The organism is Streptomyces sp. NPDC048415 (assembly GCF_040651675.1).
In the GTDB taxonomy this organism is placed as follows: Bacteria; Actinomycetota; Actinomycetes; order Streptomycetales; family Streptomycetaceae; genus Streptomyces.
Window position 1 is genome coordinate 1 of record NZ_JBEZKJ010000060.1, and the last position, 23,168, is coordinate 23,168.

A 23,168-nucleotide genomic window follows, 5' to 3' on the forward strand; every position below is an offset into this window, starting at 1 on the left:
ACAAACGCGACTACATCTTCAACGGCACCCTGGCCGTCACGGCGATCGTCATCTGGCTCCGCGACACCGTCCAAGAGCCATCAGAAACGGCCTAGGCCTTCACGCGTTCCCCAGATGCCGCGGACCTCTCGATGGCGGCGATCACCTCGTGGCGCCGGACGGCGTCGGCGAAGTCCGGCACGGTGTGTGTCCCGTTGTCGATGTCTGCCGCGAACGCGGCGTAGGCACGCCCGACGTTGTAGGCGGGGGTTCCTTGCAGGCCGGTGAGCGCGGGCCATTTCTGTGTCAGCGCCGCCGGGGTAGCAAGCTCGGCGGGCTCGCTGGGCCCGTGTGCTCCCGCGACGGTCAGGGGAAAGATCTGGGGGTGTGCGGCGTCGGCGGTGATCCGCAGTGTTCCCTCGGTTCCGTTGATCTCCCACAGGAACCCGGTACCGCCGGCCACTGCCTCACGGATGTGGATGCTGGCGGTCGCGCCGGACGTGAGGCTGCCGATGACCGCGACGTGGTCGGCCGCCGTTTTCACGATCTGCTCCCCGGTCTCCTCGATGGTGATCAGCGGCCTGCGAAGATCCGATACGGCCGACAGCTCGGCGAACTCACCCAGTACGTGGTTGAGGATGTCCAGGCTGTGACCGACGGAAATCGTGAGCAGGTTGGCCCCGTTCACCTTGTCGAGCGTGTAGGCGTTGGGCCGGCCCACCACGTCGCCCGGCATCGACAGCCCGACCATGGTCGTTGACAGGACCTCGCCGACATAGCCGTCGCGCAGCAATTCCTGGACGAACTCGATCGCCGGGGCCTGGCGGGCCTGCAACCCGACGACCGTGGGCACCCCCTGCTCGGCGGCGAGCGCGGCCATTGCTCGCGCGTCGTCGAGGTCGCGGCCAAGTGGCCACTCGCAGTAGACGGCCTTGCCCGCGGCGAGTGCGGCGGCGACGAGCTGTCGATGGTGCGGGACCTTGACCGTGACCGCGACCACGTCGATGTCTGGTTGAGTCACCAGCTGCTCGTGGTCTGCGAACACCGCGCTGACCCCGAACACGTCGCCTGCCGCACGCGCGGATTCCGCGCGCTGAGTGCCCGGATCTCGTAATTCGGCAGCGCGCGCAGTGCCGGGATGTGGGCGGTGGCGGCCCAGCCTCGGGCAGGGCTGACCCCGATGATCCCGACACCGAGCGTCGATTCAGGTACGGCCCGGGCTGATGTCACTGGGAACCTCCTGATGAGGGTTTGTACACGGGGTATCAGAGGCGAAGTTCTGCAAGGCGGCGGTGACGGCCGACAGGTCGAGCTCGCTGAGGTGGTTCATCATCTGCCGCCGCACGCTGGCCAGATGAGTGGGCCAGGCGCGTCGGAGCCGGGCGAGGCCGGCGTCGGTGAGAACGGCGTTCAAGCCACGGCGATCGGACGAGTCTCGCTGTCGCACTACGAGACCCTGGGCATCCAGGCGACTCACGATCCGCGACATGCCGCTGAGCGAGAGCGCACAGGCGGAGGCCAGATCGCTCATCCGCAGGCTTCGTCCGGGCGCCTCGGACAGGTGCATCAGCGCGGTGTACTCGCTCAGCGACATGTTCTGTCCGACGAGCAGGTCGGCGTCCAAGGCGCGAGGAACGGTGAGGGCCGCCCGCGACCACGCTCGCAGGAAGGCCTCCTCCTCCACTGCGCATTCCACGGAGAACCAGTCTCTCTACGACAACAGCCGGGGAGTCACTGACGTGCAATCGCGGGTCACACTGCCTGTGCTTCCCGCACGTGAGTGATCCGGCGCGCCAGCAGGCGGTAGAGCGTTTCGTACTCTTCGGCCATATGCGAGGTGTCGAACTGCTCGAGCACGCGTCTGCGGCAGGCACGAGGGGACAGTCCGTCGGCGGACCGGACGGCGTCAGCAAGTTGTTCGGGGCGGTCACAGATATGTCCAGTGACGCCGTCCTGCACGATCTCGGGGACCGATCCGCGGCGTAGCGCCACGACGGGCGTGCCGCATGCCATGGCTTCGATCATCACCATGCCGAATGGTTCTTCCCAGCAGATCGGGAACAGCAGACAGCGGGCGTGGGCGAGGAGGTCGAGTTTGAGGTGGCGATCGGCTTCCCCGACCCACTGGGCGTCCTCGCCGAGCCGCGGTGCGACCTCCTTGTCGAAGTAGGTCTGCTCGGCGGGGTCGTTGCACGTGCCGGCGATGATGATGGGTCTGCCCGCCCCGCGGGCGGCGTCGATGGCGAGATGCACCCCCTTGTCTGCGGCGATGCGACCGAGGAAGAGGACGCTGTCGTCCTTGTGCTCGTGGAAGGGGAAACTGGTGGTGCGGATGGCGTTGTGGATCTGGCCGTACCACGGGAGGTGGGGGGCCTGCTCCTGCTGGCTGCGTGAGATCGCGACCATGTGCACGGTCTGCCCGAGGGCCCGGTAGTAGTCACCGCTTTCGCCGGACACCGGCCCGTGGGCGGTGACAACCGTGGGAGCGTGGCGTTGGGGAGCCTGCAAGGGGCCGGCGGTGCTGTGGTCGTGAACGATGTCGGGGTGGAGGAAGCGGAGCATCTCCGCCGCCCGGGCGGCGTGCAGGACCTCCGGTCCGGCCCTGCCGAGACGTTCGGTACCTGCCGGTGTCGGGTCGGTGGCGAGGAACCGCCCTCGGGTGCCGTTGGTGCCGACGCCGATGACGGTCACCTGGTTCCCCCGTTCCACCAGGCCATCGACGAGGGCCGCACACATCGCCTCGATTCCTCCGTAGGCGTCGGGCGGGAGCTCGTACCAGGGAGTTGCGATCATGGCGATGTCCAAGGGCCGGTTTCCGGGCATGTCGTCACCTTCCAGGCTCTGCGGCGTCGGGCGGTTGCTGGTGGCTGAATGCGGCTGTCAGCGGGCGACGGGCCTGGTAGATGACTTCCACGTCGTCGTCCAGGCCGTCGAGGCGGATGGTTTCACCATCGAGCCGCAGATCGACGCGACCGCCGGCGAGCGGAAGGTTGTGGATGTGCAGGTCTCCATAGCGCTGGGGCCAGGCCGGGCAGACCCAGACCTGGCGGTGTGACATCCAGGGGTCTATCCGCAGCAGTGCCCGTATGAGCTGGACGGGGGTGGCCGCTGCCCAGGCCTGTGGGGAGCAGGATGTGGGAAACGGCAGCGGCGTGTCGTACTCGGTGCGGTCGAAACCGCAGAACAGTTCGGGAAGTCTGCCCCCGAACGCTTCGGCGGCGTCCAGGATCCCGGTCGCCACTCGCTGGGCCTGCTCCACGAAGCCGTAGCGCATGAGGCCGGTGGCCACCAGCGCGTTGTCGTGGGGCCAGATTGATCCGTTGTGATAGCTCATGGGGTTGTAGGCGCCCATGGTGGAGGCCAGGGTGCGCACGCCCCAGCCGGTGAACATTTCCGGTGACAGAAGGCGCTCCGCGACCTGTACGGCCTTGTCGTCGTCGACGATGCCCGTCCACAGGCACTGGCCCATGTTGGACGTCAGCGCATCGATGGGCCGTTTGTCCCGGTCGAGGCCGATGGCGAACCAGCCGCGGTCGGGGAGCCAGAACCGGTCGTTGAACGCTTGCTTGAGGGCGGCCGCCCGCTCCGCCCAGTGGTTGGCCGCCTGCATGTCGCCGGCTTCGTGGGCGAAGTGCGAACGGACAACGTACGCGGCGTACACGTACGCCTGTACTTCGCAAAGGGCGATGGGAGGCTCCGCCAATCGGCCGTCGGCGAAGTTGACGCCATCGAAGGAGTCCTTCCAGCCCTGATTGAGCAGCCCGTCGTCCGTCTTGCGCTGGTACTCCACGAAGCCGTCGCCGTCCCGGTCGCCGTACTTCACGATCCACTCCAGTGCGCGATCGGCGTTGGGGAGCAGAGCGTCGACCGCCTCGGGCGCGATGCCCCAGCGCCGTAGCTCGCCCAGCATCACCACGAACAGCGGTGTCGCGTCGGCCGTGCCGTAGTAGACGCTGCCGCCGCCGCGGGCGAGCGGGAAGTCCAGTCCGAAGCGGGTCTCGTGCAGGATCCGCCCGGGCTCTTCCTCCGTACGTGGATCGGTCTTGGTGCCCTGCGCGCGGGCCAGCGTCTGCAACGTCCCCAGGGCGAGATTCTGGTCCAGCGGCAGCGCCATGTACGAGGACAGCAGTGAGTCACGGCCGAACAAGGCCATGAACCACGGGGCACCGGCCGCGACGGCCACGTTCTCCGGATGCTGGGGGTCGAAGATGCGCAGAGCACCCAAGTCCTCAAGGCTGCGACGCAGAGTGCGGTGCAGCTCCGGGTCCTCGATCTCCGCGATCCGCGGGGCGGCCTCTCGCCAGGCCCGCATGCGCAGTGCAGGGGGAGACTCGCCCACCTCCGAGCCCACCGGGAAGGTTCCGGTGATCTGCTGGCCGTCGACACTGGGCTCGACCAGCACGGTTGTGCGCCACTCACCGCGCGGCTCCAGACGGACCTGAAAATACAGGCCGTCCTGCCGCGCCTCAGCGCCCCCGGCCTCCACCCGTACCCCCCGGTGTGCCTGTCCGGAGCGGAGGTCGAGGCTCAGGGCGGAGCCCTCATGTCTGGACGTCACCGCGCCGCGGCTTCTGACCCGGCTCTCCTTCACCTCGAACAGGTCAGCGAAGTCCGCCTCGACCTGGAGGGAAAGTGTCGCTGATACGGGCCGGTTGCCGAGATTGCGTAGGTGCAGGTCCTCGCGCATCCCCTCGCCGACATAGCGTCGGCGCTCCAGCAGCAGTTCGGTCTGCGAGCCGCGTGGCGGAACGCGGGCGACGAATGTCGTGCTGTACGGGTCGCGGGACAGAACCGTCAGCTGATAAGGGAGCCGGCCGTCCACCCGTAGGCGCCACCCGGAGATGATGCGGGTGTCCCGGAAGAACAGTCCCTGCGGGGATCCGGCGTCCATGTCGCCGGAGGTCGCCGAGACGCAGAACGTCGGCCCCTCGACCAAGGTCACCGTGGCTGCCGCGTGCACGGCCGGTTCGGTTTCGACGATCGTGCCGAGTGCCTCACTCATGCTTCCTCCCTCGGCCGAGGGGGCTCTCCATGGGCTCACAGACGTGGTTTGATCTCGAAGCGCGGTCCCATGTCCGGCATGTCGGATCCGGCGAGTTCGGTGACCATACGGTGGACCTCCATCAAGTCATGCAGCAGCGCTCGGGTGTCCTCCGGGGACAGACCAGCCGTCCGGGCGATCTCGTCCAAATAGACGGCTTCGCCGCCGTTTCCCTCCTGCGCAGCGGCCAGCGCACTGAGCACTTTCTCGTGCTCAGCGGTGTACTCGGAGCTTTCCCGGTCGGTGAACGTACGCTCCGGTCCCCGGGCCGCCGGATCCTTGACCTCCGCCTCGGCCAGGTCACCGACTCGCCACTGCTGCTTGCCCCGGTGCAGGCCTCCGATCTTCTCCTCATGTGTCAAGGAGTCCCGGTCGGGCAGGTGTGACCGTTGCTTGGACGCCCCGGTGGTCACCTGCCGGGCGCTGGGGGCCTCACCTGCCTCACGTGCCTCGCGAGCCGCCGCCCGGCGTTGTTCCTCGTCGCCTTCCACCTTCTTGCGCACCATGACGCCCTCCTGTCGTCATCACTTGTCACCGGTCAGTTGTCCAGCTCTTCCTCGATGGGAGGCTTCGGAACATCTCGCAGGTGCTGGGACTGCCCTGGCCTGCCACCTTTGCGGGCCTGTTCTGCGCGCTGGGCCGGGCTCAGGTCCAGGTCCGAGGCGGGGTCCACCCGAACCGAACGGGCCACCTGCTCCCGGTTGTCGTACTCCTCGGGCGGGATGCCGCGCAGCGCCGTGATCACCTCTTCGGAAGCGCCCGCCCGACGTGCCGCGTCGATCAGTTCCTGTTTGCCGGCAGGGAAGTCGACGTCATCCAGGGCCGCGACTACCTCACGGGCGCTAGTTGCTTGAGCCATGGCTCCTTCTTTCTGTGCGTCCGCGCCGCGTTCAGCCTGGTGAGCCGGCGAGTTGCTGAAACTCCTGCGGAAGCTGTGACATCACGTGCCGGAACTCTCCGCCGCTGACCGCATCCCTGATGGTGCTCAGTTCGGCCCGGACGCCTTCCTCCGCCTCCTGGGCACTGACGTCGGCGCGTTGGCTCACTCTGCTGATGAACTCGTCGACGCCGAACGGCTCGGCCTCCGGTGTCGGGGAGGTGAGTGGTTCCTTCAGCGGCTTGGGCAGTTCCGAGGCGAGATCCTGGGCCTCGCCCCGGGTGAGCCGTTCCGCCAGGGTCGCAAGCGTCGCGCGTGTCAGGTCCTCCGCTTTGTCCGGTGGGACGTCGGAGCGCTGGGACACGGTGTCGATGAATGTTTCGTAGTCCATGACTGGCCTTCTTCCCTGGTGCGTCTGCCATTCGTGTCTGGCCGCGCCCTTGAGGAGTGTCGCCAAGGGCCGGCCGGGTGTGTGGTGTATGGGGTGGCCTCCAAGGGGCGGATGTGGGGCGCGCCGGTATCGGCGTGCGCGGCTTGGAAACGCCGTCACAGGGCGGCGATCGAGCGGTAGAGCGCTGCCTGCTGCCTCAGCTGGCGGTCGTCGAGGAAGTATTCGAGGACGCGCCGCCGGGCTCCGGCACCGAGAGAGGTGGCCCGGCGGGGGTCGTCCACCAGGCCGGCGGTCTGAGCTGCGAAAGCGACGGGGTCCGTGGGGTCGCCGAGCAGGATGCCGTGGACGCCGTGATGGATCTGGTCGCGGATGCCGCCCACCGCGCTGGCGACGACGGGGCGGCCCTTCCACATGGCCTCGGTCACGGTGAGGCCGAAGCCCTCCGCGAGGCTCTTTTGGGTGATGACGGCGGCCTGGCGCTGCAGAGCGTTCACCATCACCGCGTTCTCTTCCGCGTCGGCCAGCGGCAGACAGGCGAGGTGTATGCGCGAACGGGCGCGGACGGGGAGGCGGTGCCACAGGTCGACGCACTGTCCGAACACGCGGCTGCCCTCCGGGTCGTCGCTCACCTCGCTGATGTCCGGGCCCACCAGGGCCAGATGAACCGGCGCCAGCGATTGACCTGCGGCGGCGAAGGCCGCCATCACGCCGGCCATGTCCTTCAGCGGATCCCACCGGGAGATCTGCACCACCAGGGGAGCGTCGGGGGGCGGAGGCGAGACGCTGTACAGGAGAGCGGGATCACGCCGCACGGCACCTGTGGAGCCGTCAGCGCGCCGGTAGAGGGCCGGAGCGCTCGTTCGTTCTCTGGCGCGCAGGCCGATGCGGCTCACGATCGCCGCAGCGGCCTGCGGCTCCAGCGGCCGATTCTTGGCGGACAGCGGATCGATGGACGGCTGGATGACGGCTACCGGTCGACCGGTGAGCCACTGGGGAACGTACTGGGCCCGGGAGAAGACGTACGCGTCCGCCGTGTCCAGAAACGGACGGAGAAACTCCCAAGCCAGGGCGGTGTACTCGTTGTCGACGTCGCTTCCGATGTGGCATCGCCAGACGACCCGCACCCCGGCCCGCCGCAGAGGAGCCGCGAGACCGGCAACCTGGGGATCATGGAGCGTGACGAGGTCGCCCGGCCGCACAGTGCCCAGGAGGGCCTGGGCGTTGCATTCGCTGATCGACGCGTAGTGGGCCGCGGTGCCGGGACCCAGGAGCGGTCCTGCGGCGTCGCGGCCATGAAGCAGATGGTGAAGGCGCTTGGTCAGGGCGAAGAAGGCGGAGTCGCCTTCGATCGTGAACCACCGGGCGTCAATGCCTGCGCCGCGGGCGTACCGCAGAACACGGTGCAGCATCTCTGCCACTCCGCCGCCCGACCTCGTCGAATTGACATCCACCATCAGGCGGGCCTCAAGGCGTTCCCGCAGGTCATGGAGGTCGGCATCCAGGACGGCGGAGCGCTCGGCGCCAATCGTGCCGCTCAACAGCGACGGCGTTTCCGGCGTGACCACCACCTCGGGCAGGGTTGCGACGGCGGTTGCCGGGCGGCGTGCGATGTCGATCTGCGTCATACGAATGCCCCGTGTCGCTCATGTCCGCCCGCTGGCGTACACACCGTGATGCCCCGGATGTCCGAGCATGCCGCCGTGTCGAGGCCACCGACATGAGGGTTATTGCCCGTTTTCCTCAGGGGCACCTGCCCTGCCGCAGTACTGGCATGAGCCGACAGAGCTCCGCCCGAAAAGAGCGATAAGCCCGAATGGCTCCCATGACGCCGGGTACCGCTTACGGAGGGGATGTACTCACGGGAGGCTTGCGTGCCCGACGTCAATCCCGCACCCCGGAAGAGGCAGCCCTTCGGGCAGCATCCGGAGGACGACACCGGCACGCCCCGATACGGCGTGGGCGCCAGCAGGGAGACTCTGGCGGACATCATCCAGTCCGCCCACGAGTTCATCGGCATCGCAGGTCCTGACTGGCGGCCCGTTTTCGTCAATGAGGCCGGTCAGCGCATGGTCGGACTGCACGGCATGGAGGACGTCCGGCGAACGCACGTGCTGGACTTTTTCAGCGAAGACGACCAGCCCTACGTCCGCGACACCCTGCTTCCCACGATCATGCGGGAGGGGCGCTGGGCAGGCGAACGCGAACTGTGCTTGCGACACTTCGAGACAGGCGCCCTCATACCGGTGCTGTGGGACGCCTTCCGTCTCGATGACCCGCGCACCGGCGAGCCGGTCGGCGCCGCCACCGTCACACGCGACATCACCGAACGAAAGCGTGCCGAAGAACAGCTACAGGCCGCGCACGAGCGCATCCGAGACGTGCTCGACAGCATCACCGACGACGTGGCCGCCGTCGACGATGCCTGGCGCTTCACCTACGTCAACGACCGAGCACTGGCCCGCTTCAGCCGTGAGACCGACCGCCCGCTGAGCCGACACGACGTCCTGGGAGAGGTGGCCTGGGACGTGTTTCCGGACCTGGTCGGCTCGCCGTTCTACGACGGTGTCGTGCACGCGCGTCATCGCGGCCGCACAACAGAATTCGAAGCCTACTTCCCACACAGCAGGCAATGGCTCGCTGTCCGTGCCTACCCCTCCCGCACCGGCCTGATCATCTACGCCCGCGACATCACCGACCGCAAAGCCGCCGAGTACGAGGTCCGGCGCCGAGCCCTCCACCAAGCGGTGATCGCCCGAATCGGGCAGCGTGCGCTCGAAGGGGCAACCGTTCCCCAACTGATGACTGAAGCCGTCGGTGCCGTGGCCCGCACCCTCGACGTGGCGTTCGTGCTCCTCGCCGAGCAGGCCAGCGACGGCCACCTCTTGGTCCGAGCCGGCCATGGCTGGCAGGGCCCGCTCAACGACGGGTACCTCTCCCCCGCCCGCCTGGCTGACACTCAGTGCGGAGTCACACTGCGGACCGGGGCGCCGGTCATCAGCGACGACACCCTGAGCGACACCAGGTTCCGGGCAATCGGCACTCTGCACCGTCACCACGTCGCCAGTTCCGCCACGGTGCTGCTGCCCGGCAGACACCAACCGTTCGGTGTCCTGGGCGTCTGGAGCACCACCCACCGGCACTTCCAGCCCGATGAAGTCGCCTTTCTCGAGGCCATGGCGCAGGTGTTGGCCACCGCCGTACAAAACGCCCGTATCGAACACCACGCCCGTGACAGGCGCACCTTCGAGCGCCAAACCTTCGCCCACCACCTTGCCGACGAGGCACTCAGCGAGCTGACTCACGCCCAGTCTCTCGCCACCGACCTGTCCCGCTCACAGCGCAAAGCCGACGCCCAGGACCACAGAGCACACCCAGAGGCCCTGACTGGGTCCCTCACCACGTTGCGGCGGCGTATCGAGTCAGTGGTGCACGACCTGCACGCCGCCGACGCCGAAGACGCCCCCCTCCACGAACTCCTGCGCCGCGCCGTCGAGGCCCAGCGCAGACTCGCGCCCGACATGGCGATCGACCTGCTCATCGGCGAGGAGATCCCCAGTCGGCCGCTGGGCCAGACCGGCCGCCAACTGTCCTGGATCATCACAGAGGCCATAGCCAACGCACGACGCCACTCCGCCGCAGACCACGTACGAACGTCCGTGAGCGTGACCCGCAACCACCTGGTCGTCGAGGTCACTGACAACGGCCGCGGCTTCCGCGCCGAAACGGCACCGCGACACAGCGCCGCCGGCTTGGCCACAGCCCGCGAACGCGCCCAGGGCATCGGAGGCGAACTCCATCTCGTCAGCACCCCAGGATCGGGCACCAGCGTACGCATCGTCGTTCCGCTTCCCAGCGTGCCCGCACGGCTGAGCAGCCCCACGCGCGTCCTGCTCGTCGACGACCACACCATGGTCCGCGAGGCAGTAGCCACCGCCCTGGCGAAAGAGCCCGACCTCACCGTGGCCGGCCAGGCCCACTCCCTCGCACACGCGCGTGAGCTACTGGCGGACACAGATGTCGCTGTCATCGCTCGCGGACTGCCCGACGGCTACGGCGGCGACCTCATCACAGAACTGCGCGCCATCAACCCCCACGCCAAAGCACTCATCCTTACCGCCTCACTCGATCGCCCCACACTGGCCCAGGCCATCGAAAGCGGCGCCGCAGGCGTTCTGGACAAGACCGCCCCATTGCACGAGATCATCAGCGCTCTGCGCCAACTGCGCACGGGACAGGCCCTCCTGCCGGCGCACGAAGTCATCGACCTGCTGCGGTACGCGGCCCACAACCGCGAACGAGCCCAGGAGGAGGGCCGGCTGTTCGAGCAACTCACGGCACGTGAACGCGAGGTTCTGCAAGCACTGGCCGAGGGTCTCGACAGCGCACAGACCGCCGCCCGCCTTCACATTTCGATACGAACAGAGCGAAACCACAGAACCAACATCCTCGCCAAGCTCCAGGTGCACTCACAGATGCAGGCACTCCTTCTAGCCCTCCGACACGGAACGGTACGACTGGGAGCTGTCCGGCCGATCATGTGACCGTTCGCCGGCTTCCGCAGAGCGAAGGCAGAGCCTGCCATCCGCCCAACTGGCCGTTGAAGACTGGGACATCGACATCTTCCTCACCGGTCTGCCCCGCCGCGCCCGGCTCGACACAATCAGCGCCGAGGTCGGCACATCTCACCGGATCGCCCCGCTCTCCCTCCCCCGCGCTGGGCTTCCGGCGACTTCGGCCGCGGGTGAAGCAGGCGGCTGTGGGAATCACGGCCCAGCCGCTGCCCGAGACGGAGGAGCATCACGACGAGCTCTCGGCGATCGGTCGCCGAGACGACGCACCGGGCAGCGACACCGGCCCCGACGGCCCACGGTCTCCCCGATCTCCCGGATAGGGAGATCCCGGCGTCCCGTGGATACGGCGCGGTGCTCCGGGCCGACGGGACCAGCGACACGGCGGAACAGACTGCGGCCGAGCCGCCCCCTTGGATCGGTGAGCCCGGGCACGGATGCGTTCATACGACAAGTGTTCGCCGGGTCGCCTCCGCACGTCACCGCCCGCCGGACACGCATCCCGCCACCAACTCGTTGGATCGGTGATCACCGGTCACTGGAGCGCGTGCACGGCCGCGGCGAACATGTGCGGCATGCGGCAGGCCGCCGGCACGATCAGACGGGCTGCCTCCCGTCGGCAACTGACCCGGACCAGCGCCTCGGTCAGCAGCCGGTGCCGAAGGGTGAGCCGCCGCCAGGCCCGGTCGTAGGCCTGCGGCCGCCCCGCCCGCAGGCAGCGCACCGCCGCCTCGGCCGACGCCAAGGCCAGGGCGATGCCCTCACCGGTGAGGGCGTCGACGTAGCCGGCTGCGTCACCGACGAGCAGGACCCGGCCGGCCACCCTGGCGCGCACCCGCTGCCGCAGCGGTCCGGCGCCGCGTACGCCGTTCACGATCGTCCCGTGCCGAAGCCTGCCGGCCAGCTCCGGGAACCGGTCCAGGTAGGTGTCGTAGGTGCGTCTCGCGGTGCTCAGTACAGCCACCCCGACCAGGTCGTCGGAGACCGGTGTCACATACGCCTCGCCGTCCCGGGACCAGTGCACTTCGACGAAGTCCGACCATGGGGCCATGCGGTAGTGCCGCCGCAGGCCGTAGCGCCGGGGCCCGCGGTGGGGCAGGTCCAGGCCGAGTCCGCGGCGGACGGGGGAATGCAGGCCGTCCGCCGCGACGAGCCAGCGCGCCCGTAGCCCCGCAGTGGTCACCGCGTCCGGGCCCTGCCGTACCTCGTCCACCTTCCCCGGCAGGATTCGCACGCCGAGTTCGGCGGCCCGCCGGGCCAGCGCGGCGCTCAGCACGGTGCGGCGTACGCCCAGGCCGGTGCCGTCACGGAAGGCGGCCTGCGCGCGGTGCGCGCCGTCCACATACCGGATGCCGCGCAACTCCTGGCCGGCCGGGTCGACGCCGAGGGCGCTCAGGGCGCGCACGCCACCCGGCATGACGCCCTCGCCGCACGCCTTGTCCACCGGGCTCGGGCGCGGCTCGATCACCACGGCCTCCATCCCGGTCAGCGTGGCGTGGATCGCCGTGGCCAGCCCGGCCGGCCCGCCGCCCGCCACGAGCAGGTCGATCACCGGGGTCCGCCGCTGGCTCCGGTCGTGGCCGGCATGGGGGACGGCGCAGCGGACAGCGCCCAGGCGAGCGCCGCATCCTCCCCGCGCACGCGTACGGTGAGCAGCGCGGCGTTGAACAGCGTGAAGAGCGCGGCGGTCAGCCAGGCCCCGTGCACCAGCGGCAGGGCGGCGCCCTCGGCCACTACCGCGACGTAGTTCGGGTGGCGCAGCCATCGGTACGGCCCCCCGGACACCAGGGCAAGGCCGGGCACCACGAGCACGCGGGTGTTCCAACGCGGCCCCAGAGTCCCCACGCACCACCACCGCAGCGCCTGGGCCGCGACGACCACTGCCAGCATGGTCCAGCCGAACCAGGGCAGGAACGGCCGCCGCGTCAGCCAGACTTCGACCAGGCAGCCGACGAGTAGCCCCGTATGGAGGATCACCATCACGGGGTAGTGCCGTCGGCCGAACTCGACGGCGCCGCGGGCCAGAGCCCAGCGTGCGTGACGACGGGCGACCACGAGTTCGGCGACGCGCTCCGCGCCGATCGCCATCACCAGCCAGACGTACCAGATCACGTTTCTCCGTTCTTCCCCGTCTTCCTCACCGGCTCCTTGCTACCAGCGCAGCAGGACCAGTTCAGTGCAGAATCCCGGCCCTATGGCGAGCAGTAGTCCCGTGGCTCCCTGGGGCGGTCTGGGTCCCGACGCCAGGGTGTCGCGCAGGATGTGCAGCACGGAGGCCGAGGACAGATTGCCGACCTCGGCGAGCGAGCGCCGGCTGACGTCGAGAGCGCCGTCCGGCAGTTCGAGCGCCTCCATGACCGCGTCGAGGACCTTCGGTCCGCCCGCATGGCTCACCCATGTCGTCACATCTCGCCGGGTGAGCCCATGGTCTGAAAGGAAGCTGTCGACGTCGCCGGCGAGGTTCTTGCGCACCACGTCCGGGACGGCCGGATCGAGGACGACGCGGAAGCCGGAACAGGTGATGTCCCAGCCCAGCAAGTGCTCGGTGTCCGGATAGAGATGGCTGCGGCTCGCTACCACCGTCGGCCCGTACGCCGCCGCTGCCGTCTGCCTTCGCGCACCACAGGCGACGACGGCGGCGGCTCCGTCGCCGAAGAGCGCGGTTGCGATCAGATTGGCCGGTGACGAGTCGGCGCGCTGGAAGGTCAGGGAGCACAGTTCGACCGAGAGCAGCACGGCGACGTGGTCCGGCCACCCTCGCAGATGGTCGTGCAGACGGGCGATGCCCGCCGCGCCGGCGACGCACCCCAGCCCGAACAGCGGCAGCCGTCTGACGTCCGGCCGCAACCCGAGCCGCCCGACGAGCCGGGCGTCCACGGACGGCGCGGCAATACCCGTCACGGAGGTGAACAGCAGCAGGTCCACGTCCCGAGGGGACAGGCCGGCCTCGTCCAACGCCCCCGCGACCGCCTCGGCACCGAGGTCCACGGCACCGGCGATGAAGGCGTCATTGACCGCGCCGAAGCCGTCCAGTGCGCCGTACCGGTCGAGTGGCAGTGCCGTATGGCGGGAGCGCACTCGCGCGCTGCGGTGCAGCCGGTCCAGAAGTCGCCGGTCGGCGTCGGCGGGCAGACAGTGACGGGCCACCATGTCGGTGATCTCGTGCTGGGCGTGCCGGTACGGTGCCAGAACTCCGTGTACAGCGGCGATTCGGGTCATCACAGCTCCATGTCGGCTCCACGGTGGGAGCAACGTGACCCATGTGTGCCCTCGTGCCGCGTGGTCGTACCAGGTGATCGCCCGGCTGCGCCTACGATCGCCGCGTGAACGCCACGGATCAGACCCGCACGGGGACGCGGGGCGCAGACACGGCGGCCGCTGCCGCAGACCGCGGTGTACGGCCGCGGCGGCTCTTGCTCGGCCTCGTGATGGCCTGTCACCCCGGCCCGACCGTGGCCGTCACCGTGTTCATGACTGCGCTGGCGGCATCGGCCGGCCACGACGGCCAGAGGTGTCTGCAGGTCGCCGCGGCGGTGCTGACGGGGCAGCTGTCGGTGGGATGGTGCAACGACGCCGTCGACGCCCGGCGCGACCGCGAGGCCGGCCGGTACGGCAAACCGGTGGTGTCCGGCACGGTCCGCGCCTCGACCGTAGGGGCGGCGAGTCTGGTGGCACTGGCGCTCTGCGTGCCGCTGTCGCTGGCCTGCGGTCTGCTTGCCGGAAGCGCCCATCTCGTGGGCGTCGGCGCCGCGTGGGCATACAACATGGGAGTGAAGGCGACGACGCTGTCCTGGATGCCGTACGCGGTGGGGTTCGCCGCACTGCCCTCTTTCGTCGTGCTGGGGTTGCCGGGGAGCCCGCGACCGGCCTGGTGGGTCGTCCTGGCCGGGGCGCTGCTGGGCGTGGGCGCGCATCTGGGCAATGTGCTTCCGGACATCGGCTCCGATCTGGCGATGGGTGTGCGCGGTTGGCCGCAGCGGCTCGGCCCGGCCAGGGTGCGGTTGCTGATGCCGGTCCCGCTGGTTGCCGCGTCCGCCGTGATCGTCCTCGGACGGCCCGGCCCCTTCGGCGCCGCCGGTCTGGTGGCACTGGCGGTGGCGGTATTGACGGCTGTGAGCAGCGTGGTCGTGGGCCGCCGCCGCGTCCGGGTTCCGTTCATCGCCGCCATCGTCGTGGCGGCTGTCGACGTGGCGATGCTGGTGTCGCGAGGCGGGGCGCTCACCTGACCGCTCCGACGGGGCGGCGACGGCCCCGGTGTCGGCATAGGCCATCCCTCGGTACGTCCGATCGAGCTTTCAGGAACAGAAGGGAGGCCGCCGGAAACCGGCTGCCGTTGGCGGCGCCTCACTCGAGGGCGACAGGCCCCGCTGGCCCTGGTCCACCTGTGGTGCGCGGACACCTGTGCGTGACTACGTCGGCAAGGCTGCACGCAGCGGCCAGTCTGCGCCGAGCCGCGTATTCGGCTCGCCGCTCGCTGGTGGAAAGGGGGCCACCCCGACGTCGCCACAAATGCCAGGGCGGGTGACCGGGGCGGGGGCGCCCGGCTGCCGGTCGAAGCTGCACCTCAGCCTTCGACGCCGGTGGCTTCGTGACTTGCGCCGACTGGCTTGGATTCGGGTGATCCGCGTTGCCTCAGGTAAATGGCGAGAATGGCCATGGAGGCGACGGCCAACAGTTCGGACTGCCAGTTCTGCAGTGTGCGGCTCCAAAAGTCCGCAGAGGAGACGTAGTCGGCCCAAGTGCTGGGGGCTTGGAGTTGCCGTAGTTGCTGTTCGTTGTAGGCGGCGACGCCGGTGATGGACTGGGCGAGCCAGGACAGCAGGAAGATGCATCCCATGACCAGGCCCAGGGAGCGCGAGTAGACGTATCCACGCCAGTCGGTCGCCGCGGCCCAGCGCGGGGAATCATGCTTGGCGTGCTCGCCGACCTTCTGGTCCTTGTCCGACTCGGTACCGGCCTTGTCGAGTTTCTTGGATTCCGGTGAGCCGCGTTGCAGCAGCCAGACAGTCGCGGAGATGTAGAGGAAGAACTGCAGGTACTCCGACTGCCAGTTCTCCGTGACGTCGACGGCGAAGTCCGACGACGTCACATAGGCGCCGAAGCTGATGGGTGCCATGCCGTCGGTGAGCAGCTGATTGTTGAAGTCCGCGTGGCCCGCCACGGCCTGGCCTGCCAGGGCGAGCAGGAAGGTGGTCAGGAAGAACAGACCGAGACCGTTGTCGCGCAGAAAGCGCCGCACTCGGTGCCGGGCCGGTGGGCCGGCCTTGCCTGCGTCCGGTGTGGGGCTCATCGGTGCATCAGTCCCAACGTCATGAAGTAGGCCAAGCCGACGGCGATCACCAGCAGTGTTGTAACGAACAACGTCTTCATGGCCTTTCACCCGCCCTTGATCTCGCACTGGTACGGCCGCTGCGGACGTGGCCGACAACCTGCGGCCGTCACTTTCCACCCGGCGGGGAAATGCGCCAGGAACACGGTGTCGTGCTCCAGCACGACCTGGGCCTGGTCGCCGTACACGGCCACGCCCCGTACGGCACCGGCCGCGGGAAGCTCCTGCTCGCCGATCGCCTGCTCGCACCGGCTCTTGGCCGACTGCTCGAGTTCCTCCCTGGTGGCGGGCGCGAGAGCGGCGCACAGTCGTTCGTGCTGTGCGGCGTGCAGCGCCTGCTCAAACCGGGTGACCTCCGCGGTGACGCCATCGCGCCGCTCGGACAGCGTGCCGCACGCGCTGACCGTGGCGAGGGCCACTACCACCACCACGAGGTCTGCCCGGTACCACCGCCCTGACATCGTGCCTCCCGCGTGGCCGGGCCGGATCGGCAAGCGCCCGGTCGATCATGTGCAATGCGGATACCCGCTCATAGGACATCCGCCCCTCCCTGTCCGCAACCCCAACCGGTTTCGCGGGCTTCTGCGCCGTACGGGGCTCTTCGCTGCGCCGTCCCGCGTGAGGGTCGCCTGGGTGCGGACGCCGTACGGGGCTCTCCGCTGCGCCGTCCCGCGTCAGGGTGCTGGGGTCGGGCCCCGGGAGAGCGGGGTAGTCGAACCTCATGAGCGACAGCACGCGCAAGGGACGGAGACAGCTGACGGCGAACAGCTCTCCACCAACCACTCCAGCGTCTCGATCACGGCCCCACCCTTTGGGGCCACAACTGCGCGCTCAGCTGACGGCAGCGCCGAACCACTTGGGCAGGTGGATGAGCAGGTCCTGCTGATCTTCACCGACCCACGCCACGTGGCCGTCGGGCCGCAGCAGCACCGCGGGCGCGTCCAGTTCGTCGCTGACGTCGACGACGTGGTCGACCCGATCTGCCCAACCCGTCACCGAAAGCCGGCCGGCCTGGTCGAGCAGCAGCCCGCGGCCGCCGTGCATCAGCTCGTAGAGGCGCCCCCGCTTCAGCCCCACGTCCCGCATCCGCCGACCGAGCAGTTCATGCCCCTCGCCGAAGTCGTAGCGGACCCCGACCGCGGTGATGAGCCCGGTCACGTACCGGTTCACCTCCTCGAAGTCCATGAGCTTCGAGAACAGTTCCCGCAGCGCGGTCGCACCCGGATCGGTCCCCAGCAACGTGATCTGCGCGCGGGTGTTGTCCAGCACGCGGGCGCCCACCGGGTGGCGTTCGGCGTGGTAGCTGTCAAGGAGACCCTCCGGTGCCCAGCCGTTGACCGCGGCGGCCAGCTTCCAGCCGAGGTTGAACGCGTCCTGCACGCCGAGGTTGAGCCCCTGCCCGCCGGTCGGCGGGTGGATGTGCGCCGCGTCGCCGGCCAGCAGCACGCGGCCGACCCGGTAGCGCTCGGCCTGCCGGGTGGCGTCGCCGAACCGGGACAGCCAGCGCGGCGAGTGCGCGCCGAAGTCGGTGCCCGCGACCGCCCGCAGCTGCTGCTTGAACTCCTCGAGGGTCGGCGCGGTCGCGCGGTCCTCGGCCACGCCGTCGGCGGGCACGATGACGCGGTACGTCCCGTCCCCGTTGGGGATGGTGCCGAACCGCAGTTGGGTCTTGCGGACTTCCGCGACGGCGGCGGCAACCGTCGCCGGATCGTCGGTCATCTCCATATCCCCCAGCAGCGTCTCGACCTTGGCGGGCTCGCCGGGGAAACCGACGCCGAGCCGCTTGCGCACCGCACTGCGGGCGCCGTCGCACCCGACGAGGTAGCGCGAGCGCAGATGCGTGCCGTCCGCCAGCTCGACGTTCACCCCGTCCTCGTCCTGGCTCAGCCCGACCACTTCGCAGCCGCGCCGGATCTCGGCACCGAGTTCGAGGGCACGCTCGTAGAGCAGCCGCTCGGTGACTGGCTGCAGGGTGGAGAGTCCGTACGGGTGCGCCGTGTCCAACCGCTCCGGCCATGGCTTGAGGATGCCGCCGAAGAATCCGCCGACCTGGAACTTCTCACTGACCGCGAGGAACCGGTCCAGCAGGCCGCGCTGGTCCATCATCTCGACGCTGCGCGTGTGCAGGCCGCGCCCGCGGGACTGCCCGGTCGGCTCGGCCAACTTCTCGAGTACGACCGTTCGCACCCCGGCCAGCCGCAGCTCGCTCGCCAGCATCAACCCGGTCGGTCCACCGCCGGCAACGATCACGTCGATCATCACAAACCCCACCTTAACGACGTTAAATTCCGGAAGCCGGTTCCCCGGGTTCCGGCTTCGGTCGGCGATTCTGCGGCACGACCCGGGCCTTGCCGCAAGCCCCCCGGTGCGCTATACGTTGAGAGTGGCGAGGAGCGGGTAATCAGCTCCTTGCCTTTGTCTTTTGTCGTCCGCTATGGACGGACAACCTCCTCGCCAAGCGGCGGTGCGCCGCGTACGGCGGTACGTCGGCCCAGGAGGGGCTCCCGGCACTTGAACTGCTTCTGGATCTCCTGGGCGTGCTCATACACCGTCGAGCACCGCTGCGGGTACGCACGAGGCGTGCTCGATGCCGAGCCGAGCGGCCGGGTACTCCACGGCTCGCCCGTTGGCCTTCCCGTCAACTCCCAGCGGTGCCCCCGGCAAGGGTCCTAGCCGACCATGATCAATCCCACCGGGATCCCCTGTACTTCAACTGCTCACGCCCGAAGTCGCGGAAGCCATCCGAATCGGCAATGCCACGCTGGACGACCTCAGTGCGGAGACCCGCCTTCGCGGCGCCGCGTGACGGCCGCCGCCAACCCTCTGGCGCAGGCCCGGGGCGTACCGACAACGGCGAAGGTACGCCCCTGCCCGGCATGACGACCGACGACGCCACCGGCGGCCGAACGCAGCGGCGCGTCGTCAGCGGGTACGGAACCCGGATCGCTCTCACCCAAGGTCTGCGCATTGGTCGGGCGCACCGCCATCTGACGGACTCCGCGCCCGCCCACGTCCCACGGCCCAGTTCCGGCCCGTCGGTCCGAACCAGCAGCGTGTCGATGTGGCGCTTCCGTGCCGCCTCAACCACGGCCGGTGCCGCCTCCACCGCGAGCGGAACGCGAACGGGGCGGGGCCGCGAGCGCGGCCCCGCCCCGTCGAGGGACTGGTCAGTCGGTGTTCTCCGGGCGTTCGCCTTTGGGGCCGCGGCCGCGTTCGGTGCGCGGGCCCCGGCTCTGGTGCTCCGGTTCCTGCTGCAGGGACTCGTTGGCCGCCGCGTTGGCATCCTGGTCGGAGATCCCCGACCGCTCCGCCTCTTTGCGCCGCCTCGCCCGCCGGGTGTCGTACTTCTTGCTTCCTGGTTCGGGCACCACGATCACCTCCTGCCACCGGGTGCCCCCTGCCCTCCAGAGACAAACGCTCAGGGCTCCGTCCAGCGGCACAACAGCCAGAACACCACGTACGGCGTCACGGCGGGACGACGGCGAACGCCCAGATCACACCGCCGGCCATCACTAACCACCGAGAAGACCGCCGCGCCCGTGCACACCCACCGGGGCACAAACTCACCGCCGGCGAAATGAGCTTCGCCCCTCAAAGCATCAGGAACTCGGACAGTCCCGTCAGGAGCCGGTCGACGTCCTCCGTGCTGTTGTAGGGCGCGAGGCCGATGCGGAGGCCACCGGTGTCACCGAGGCCGAGTCGGCGGGAGGCCTCGACGGCGTAGAAGGAACCCGATGGCGCGTGGACGCCGCGCTCCGCAAGGAAGCGGTATGCGTCCGTCGTGGTGCGGTCCTCGAACGTCAGCAGCAGGGTGGGAGTGCGGTCGGCCGCCTTGGAGTGGACTTTGACGCCTTGGAGCGAGGACAGCCCCTTGTCGATCTGCGTGCGCAGGATCTGCTCGTGTGCTTCGAGCGCGGCGAATGCCGCGATCAGGCGCTCTCGTCGCGTTCCTGTGGCGCTCGCGTCGAGGCCTGCGAGGAAGTCGACCGCCGCAGTGGTGCCCGCCAGGAACTCATAGGGCAGGGTGCCCAGTTCGAAGCGTTCGGGGACCGCGTCGGTGGAGGGCAGGAGCTTGTCCGGCCGCAAGGTGTTCAGCAGCTCCGGCCGGGCGGCGAGGACTCCGTGGTGTGGGCCGAGGAACTTGTACGCGGAGCAGACGAAGAAATCTGCGCCGAGCTGCTCCAGGTCGACCAGCGTATGGGCGGTGTAGTGGACGCCGTCGACGTAGCTGAGCGCACCGGCGCCGTGCGCCAGGCGGGAGATGGCGGCGATCGCGGGACGCGTTCCGATCAGGTTGGATGCGGCGGTGACGGCGACCAGCCGGGTGCGCTCGGACAGAACGGCGCGGATGTCGTCGACGGTCAACTTTGCGGTGGCCGGGTCGAAGTCGGCCCAGCGTACGGTGGCGCCGGCCTGGTCGGCCGCCTGGATCCAGGGACGGATGTTGGCGTCGTGGTCGAGGCGGGTGACGACCACCTCGTCCCCGCGCGACCACGTCTTGGCGAGGGTGCGGGAGAAGTCGTAGGCGAGCTGGGTGGCGCTGCGGCCGAACACGATGCCCGACGGGTGCGCCCCCAGAAGGTCGGCCATGGCCTGGCGGGTCTCCGTGACGATGCTTTCGGCGTTGCGCTCCCCCGGCACCCCATGGCCCCGGTTCGACAGGGGGTGTGCCAACGCGTCGCCGATGGCCCGGATGACGGATTGGGGGGTCTGGGTGCCGCCGGGGCCGTCGAAGTGGGCGGTTCCGGCGGTCAGGGCGGGGAACTGAGCGCGGATGGCGGCGATGTCGTACGTCACGAGCGGCTCCTGTGGGTGCCGGGCCAGGGCAACAGATCCTGCGCGATTGCCGACAGGGCGGCAACTGCCGCCACGAAGTCGCAGGTCAGATGGGGTTTCTTGGGGCAGGGGGCGGCCCGTCAGAGGCCCGGGGCGTCAGACGGGCCCAGACGGGCACCGGTGCCCGATACGCCCCTGGCGCGTGGGCTACGCACCCTGCCTCGATCGGCAGGACCGGCTCCGGGCGGGCACTTGGGCAGTGTCTGGCCGCCATCGACGGAGATGACCATGGCCCGTGAAGAGCGACGCCCGCTCGCTCGCTCGCGACGAACTCGATTGCGTCGGCGAGCTCCTGCGGCCGGGCGGGACGCCCGAGCGGGATCGTCGCCGCCGTCATCTGCGTGAGATACGTGAGACAGGCGTCTTCCCTGTCGTCGAGGCCCTCACCACATTGCCGGGGCCCACCCCGTTCCCCCCCGCCTGATCTCCCCCGTCGGGCTCGCTCCCCGGGCCCGCCGCCTCCTAGGAGCCGGCACCGCCGCCCGTGCCCTGCGCGTCGTGGACATCGGCGTGGCACTGGCCGGCTCGCGAGGCTCCCCGCTCGGATGATGCAACTCCTGGGCATCTTCGCCCGCACATGGACGCCGAAAAGGCGCCGTGGTGGCGCTGGTGGCGCTCCGACCGAAAACATCTGGCCGATCGAGATGAGGGCCGATACGATCACCGCGATGACGACTCACTCTGTTGGCAGATTGGGGGTCCCGTCCGCGCAAGGTGAGTGCTGATGCTCACTCAGACCGCGAATGGGGATTCCCGCCTTTCCTTCTGGCCGCGCGTGCGCGAGTTCGCCGTGCCGCCCTCCATGATCGAGACTGCGACCGCCCGCCGCCTTTCCGGCGACTGGGCGGGGGCGTGCGCCGCCGCAGGCATCGATGTCGATCTCGGTCTGCGTTCCGTGGCGCATACCCATGGCCTGGAACTCGCGGCCCACGTCCGGGCCGATCTCCGCCATCTGGCTCCCGACCTGTTGCGCTGGCACATGCCGAGGATCGCTCCGGACGGGTTGCTGCGCCCAGGTCTGACCATCGCTCTGGCTCGGTATGACGCTGCGGGGCGCAACGGCGCATGCCCAGTGCATCTCGTGGTCCGGACTCCGCCGGCCTGGGCGGATGCCGGTCAGCGGATCAGCCTCGCGCTGTGGGACGGATCCCACTCCGATGCCGGCGCCTGCCGTCATCCGCATCCCCATCCCAACCAGCGGTTCCGGCTCGACCTGCACCGCCACCTGTGGGACGCGCGCAGGACCGATGAGCTGCGGATCCGGTCCGGGGCCGAGCGGCCGGCCGCCGAGGGCCGTCCCGTGAGGGACTCGGATCTGCTGGGGATGGTGCCACAGAGGCGCCACTGTGCCGTTGACCGCTGGGCGGCCGAGGCGGGGATTCTGCTCCACGCCGAGGGGCGGCCCAGGTCCACCGGTACGGTCCTCGTGCGGCTCGGGGGCCGACATCGACTGGTCCTGGACCTGGTCGCGGACAGGGATGGCCTCGAAGAGCCCATAGTGCGCCTCGCCTCGGCGACCACACAGCGCGGCGCCTCCGCACTGCCGATTCTCCCCGACGCGGCAACCTGGGTACCACCCGACCTGGAACTGATCCGCACCGGTTCGATCGAGGTCGACCGGCTTCACCCACTGGTCGCCTCGGCACTGGTGGCGGACCACTCGCCGACCGGCCCGTCCCGGACTCCGGACCGGCCAGGACAACCGCACCTCGTGGAGTGCCGGGGAGCTCAGCACCGGATCGGCCTGGTCGACGGGGCGTTGGCCCCGCTGGACCACGACCCGGCCGAGATCCGGCGGGAGGAACTGCTGGTCGCACTCACCGGCACTCCGCTTCCCTGCCTGCAGGCAATCGACGCGGCGCACCGTCGCCCCGACTGCCTCACCGGTGTCCGCGAACGACTCGACCATGGCGACATCGCCGGTGCGCTGGCCGTCGTCGAGGGCCTGCTGGGCCCCGACGCACTGCTGCGCGACGGTCCTCTGCGAGACGAACTGGAGTCGGCCGCGCAGCGGCGGATCACCTACGGGCTGTTCAGGGCGGGACTGACCGGACCCGGAGCCGGACCCGCCCGCATCCGCCCCGCGGATCGTCGCCGTCCCCGCGACCGCCACTCGCACCCGCGCCACGCGACCTTCCGCTGACCCC

At 69.5% G+C, this 23,168-nt stretch carries 19 protein-coding genes; 3 read left to right on the forward strand and 16 right to left on the reverse strand.

Features of this window, described 5'->3' with window-relative positions:
* Nucleotides 1-91: 91 nt before the first annotated feature.
* From AB0D27_RS30610 to AB0D27_RS30645, 8 genes are all read right to left on the reverse strand, one after another.
* Nucleotides 92-1,042, reverse strand: coding sequence for a Gfo/Idh/MocA family oxidoreductase (locus AB0D27_RS30610; protein ID WP_362515309.1), 951 nt, complete (start codon nucleotides 1,040-1,042; stop codon nucleotides 92-94).
* A gap of 141 nt (nucleotides 1,043-1,183) precedes the next feature.
* Nucleotides 1,184-1,603: a MarR family winged helix-turn-helix transcriptional regulator gene (locus AB0D27_RS30615; RefSeq protein WP_362515311.1), complete on the reverse strand. Its 420-nt coding sequence runs from the start codon at nucleotides 1,601-1,603 to the stop codon at nucleotides 1,184-1,186.
* Between the two features lie 128 nt (nucleotides 1,604-1,731).
* Complete coding sequence (locus tag AB0D27_RS30620) at nucleotides 1,732-2,802, reverse strand: glycosyltransferase family 4 protein (protein WP_362515312.1); 1,071 nt, start codon at nucleotides 2,800-2,802, stop codon at nucleotides 1,732-1,734.
* Between the two features lie 4 nt (nucleotides 2,803-2,806).
* The gene (locus AB0D27_RS30625; RefSeq protein ID WP_362515314.1) at nucleotides 2,807-4,981 is read right to left on the reverse strand and encodes a glycogen debranching N-terminal domain-containing protein; all 2,175 of its coding nucleotides are present in this window, start codon (nucleotides 4,979-4,981) and stop codon (nucleotides 2,807-2,809) included.
* Between the two features lie 35 nt (nucleotides 4,982-5,016).
* Entirely contained in the window at nucleotides 5,017-5,526 is a 510-nt protein-coding gene (locus tag AB0D27_RS30630; protein WP_362515315.1) for a hypothetical protein, read from the reverse strand.
* 32 nt (nucleotides 5,527-5,558) lie between these two features.
* Nucleotides 5,559-5,879 (reverse strand): DUF2795 domain-containing protein, encoded by a 321-nt coding sequence (locus tag AB0D27_RS30635; RefSeq protein WP_362515317.1) that lies wholly within the window; start codon nucleotides 5,877-5,879, stop codon nucleotides 5,559-5,561.
* Between the two features lie 31 nt (nucleotides 5,880-5,910).
* Nucleotides 5,911-6,288 carry a DUF2267 domain-containing protein gene (locus AB0D27_RS30640; protein ID WP_362515319.1) on the reverse strand — a complete coding sequence of 126 codons (378 nt, stop codon included), beginning with the start codon at nucleotides 6,286-6,288 and terminating at the stop codon, nucleotides 5,911-5,913.
* 155 nt (nucleotides 6,289-6,443) lie between these two features.
* A complete protein-coding gene (locus AB0D27_RS30645) occupies nucleotides 6,444-7,913 on the reverse strand; it encodes a glycosyltransferase (RefSeq protein ID WP_362515321.1) in 1,470 nt (489 codons plus the stop codon).
* A gap of 246 nt (nucleotides 7,914-8,159) precedes the next feature.
* Here AB0D27_RS30645 and AB0D27_RS30650 point away from each other — a divergent pair, with 246 nt between their 5' ends.
* Complete coding sequence (locus AB0D27_RS30650) at nucleotides 8,160-10,829, forward strand: LuxR C-terminal-related transcriptional regulator (protein ID WP_362515323.1); 2,670 nt, start codon at nucleotides 8,160-8,162, stop codon at nucleotides 10,827-10,829.
* A gap of 562 nt (nucleotides 10,830-11,391) precedes the next feature.
* Here the strand turns inward: AB0D27_RS30650 and AB0D27_RS30655 are convergent.
* The 3 genes from AB0D27_RS30655 to AB0D27_RS30665 are packed head-to-tail and all read right to left on the reverse strand — an operon-like array spanning nucleotide 11,392 to nucleotide 14,075.
* The gene (locus AB0D27_RS30655; protein ID WP_362515324.1) at nucleotides 11,392-12,408 is read right to left on the reverse strand and encodes an NAD(P)/FAD-dependent oxidoreductase; all 1,017 of its coding nucleotides are present in this window, start codon (nucleotides 12,406-12,408) and stop codon (nucleotides 11,392-11,394) included.
* Nucleotides 12,405-12,968, reverse strand: a complete 564-nt coding sequence (locus tag AB0D27_RS30660) for an isoprenylcysteine carboxyl methyltransferase family protein (protein WP_362515326.1) — start codon at nucleotides 12,966-12,968, stop codon at nucleotides 12,405-12,407. The genes AB0D27_RS30655 and AB0D27_RS30660 overlap by 4 nt, the downstream gene beginning before the upstream one ends.
* Nucleotides 12,969-13,007: 39 nt before the next feature.
* Nucleotides 13,008-14,075: a 3-oxoacyl-[acyl-carrier-protein] synthase III C-terminal domain-containing protein gene (locus tag AB0D27_RS30665; protein ID WP_362515328.1), complete on the reverse strand. Its 1,068-nt coding sequence runs from the start codon at nucleotides 14,073-14,075 to the stop codon at nucleotides 13,008-13,010.
* Between the two features lie 104 nt (nucleotides 14,076-14,179).
* Here AB0D27_RS30665 and AB0D27_RS30670 point away from each other — a divergent pair, with 104 nt between their 5' ends.
* Nucleotides 14,180-15,082 (forward strand): UbiA family prenyltransferase, encoded by a 903-nt coding sequence (locus AB0D27_RS30670; RefSeq protein ID WP_362515329.1) that lies wholly within the window; start codon nucleotides 14,180-14,182, stop codon nucleotides 15,080-15,082.
* Nucleotides 15,083-15,420: 338 nt separating this feature from the next.
* Here the strand turns inward: AB0D27_RS30670 and AB0D27_RS30675 are convergent, their stop codons facing one another.
* The 5 genes from AB0D27_RS30675 to AB0D27_RS30695 form a co-directional block, all read right to left on the reverse strand.
* The gene (locus AB0D27_RS30675) at nucleotides 15,421-16,146 is read right to left on the reverse strand and encodes a DUF6766 family protein (protein ID WP_362515331.1); all 726 of its coding nucleotides are present in this window, start codon (nucleotides 16,144-16,146) and stop codon (nucleotides 15,421-15,423) included.
* 86 nt (nucleotides 16,147-16,232) lie between these two features.
* The gene (locus AB0D27_RS30680) at nucleotides 16,233-16,646 is read right to left on the reverse strand and encodes a hypothetical protein (RefSeq protein ID WP_362515333.1); all 414 of its coding nucleotides are present in this window, start codon (nucleotides 16,644-16,646) and stop codon (nucleotides 16,233-16,235) included.
* 370 nt (nucleotides 16,647-17,016) lie between these two features.
* Entirely contained in the window at nucleotides 17,017-18,444 is a 1,428-nt protein-coding gene (gene rox, locus AB0D27_RS30685; RefSeq protein ID WP_362515335.1) for a rifampin monooxygenase, read from the reverse strand.
* Between the two features lie 908 nt (nucleotides 18,445-19,352).
* Nucleotides 19,353-19,553 (reverse strand): hypothetical protein, encoded by a 201-nt coding sequence (locus AB0D27_RS30690; RefSeq protein WP_362515337.1) that lies wholly within the window; start codon nucleotides 19,551-19,553, stop codon nucleotides 19,353-19,355.
* A 223-nt stretch (nucleotides 19,554-19,776) separates the two neighbouring features.
* Entirely contained in the window at nucleotides 19,777-20,982 is a 1,206-nt protein-coding gene (locus AB0D27_RS30695; RefSeq protein WP_362515339.1) for a cysteine desulfurase-like protein, read from the reverse strand.
* A gap of 763 nt (nucleotides 20,983-21,745) precedes the next feature.
* Between AB0D27_RS30695 and AB0D27_RS30700 the strand changes: the two genes are divergently transcribed.
* Nucleotides 21,746-23,164, forward strand: a complete 1,419-nt coding sequence (locus tag AB0D27_RS30700) for a hypothetical protein (RefSeq protein WP_362515340.1) — start codon at nucleotides 21,746-21,748, stop codon at nucleotides 23,162-23,164.
* Nucleotides 23,165-23,168: the final 4 nt, after the last annotated feature.

What these genes read in the sequence shown, in the direction of transcription:
- AB0D27_RS30620 (WP_362515312.1), bottom strand. Translation starts at nt 2,802, where the DNA reads ATGCCCGGAAACCGGCCCTTGGACATCGCCATGATCGCAACTCCCTGG.
- AB0D27_RS30625 (WP_362515314.1), bottom strand. Translation starts at nt 4,981, where the DNA reads ATGAGTGAGGCACTCGGCACGATCGTCGAAACCGAACCGGCCGTGCAC.
- AB0D27_RS30630 (WP_362515315.1), bottom strand. Translation starts at nt 5,526, where the DNA reads ATGGTGCGCAAGAAGGTGGAAGGCGACGAGGAACAACGCCGGGCGGCG.
- AB0D27_RS30635 (WP_362515317.1), bottom strand. Translation starts at nt 5,879, where the DNA reads ATGGCTCAAGCAACTAGCGCCCGTGAGGTAGTCGCGGCCCTGGATGAC.
- AB0D27_RS30640 (WP_362515319.1), bottom strand. Translation starts at nt 6,288, where the DNA reads ATGGACTACGAAACATTCATCGACACCGTGTCCCAGCGCTCCGACGTC.
- AB0D27_RS30645 (WP_362515321.1), bottom strand. Translation starts at nt 7,913, where the DNA reads ATGACGCAGATCGACATCGCACGCCGCCCGGCAACCGCCGTCGCAACC.
- AB0D27_RS30665 (WP_362515328.1), bottom strand. Translation starts at nt 14,075, where the DNA reads ATGACCCGAATCGCCGCTGTACACGGAGTTCTGGCACCGTACCGGCAC.
- AB0D27_RS30675 (WP_362515331.1), bottom strand. Translation starts at nt 16,146, where the DNA reads ATGAGCCCCACACCGGACGCAGGCAAGGCCGGCCCACCGGCCCGGCAC.
- AB0D27_RS30680 (WP_362515333.1), bottom strand. Translation starts at nt 16,646, where the DNA reads ATGTCAGGGCGGTGGTACCGGGCAGACCTCGTGGTGGTGGTAGTGGCC.
- rox (WP_362515335.1), bottom strand. Translation starts at nt 18,444, where the DNA reads ATGATCGACGTGATCGTTGCCGGCGGTGGACCGACCGGGTTGATGCTG.
- AB0D27_RS30700 (WP_362515340.1), top strand. Translation starts at nt 21,746, where the DNA reads ATGCTCACTCAGACCGCGAATGGGGATTCCCGCCTTTCCTTCTGGCCG.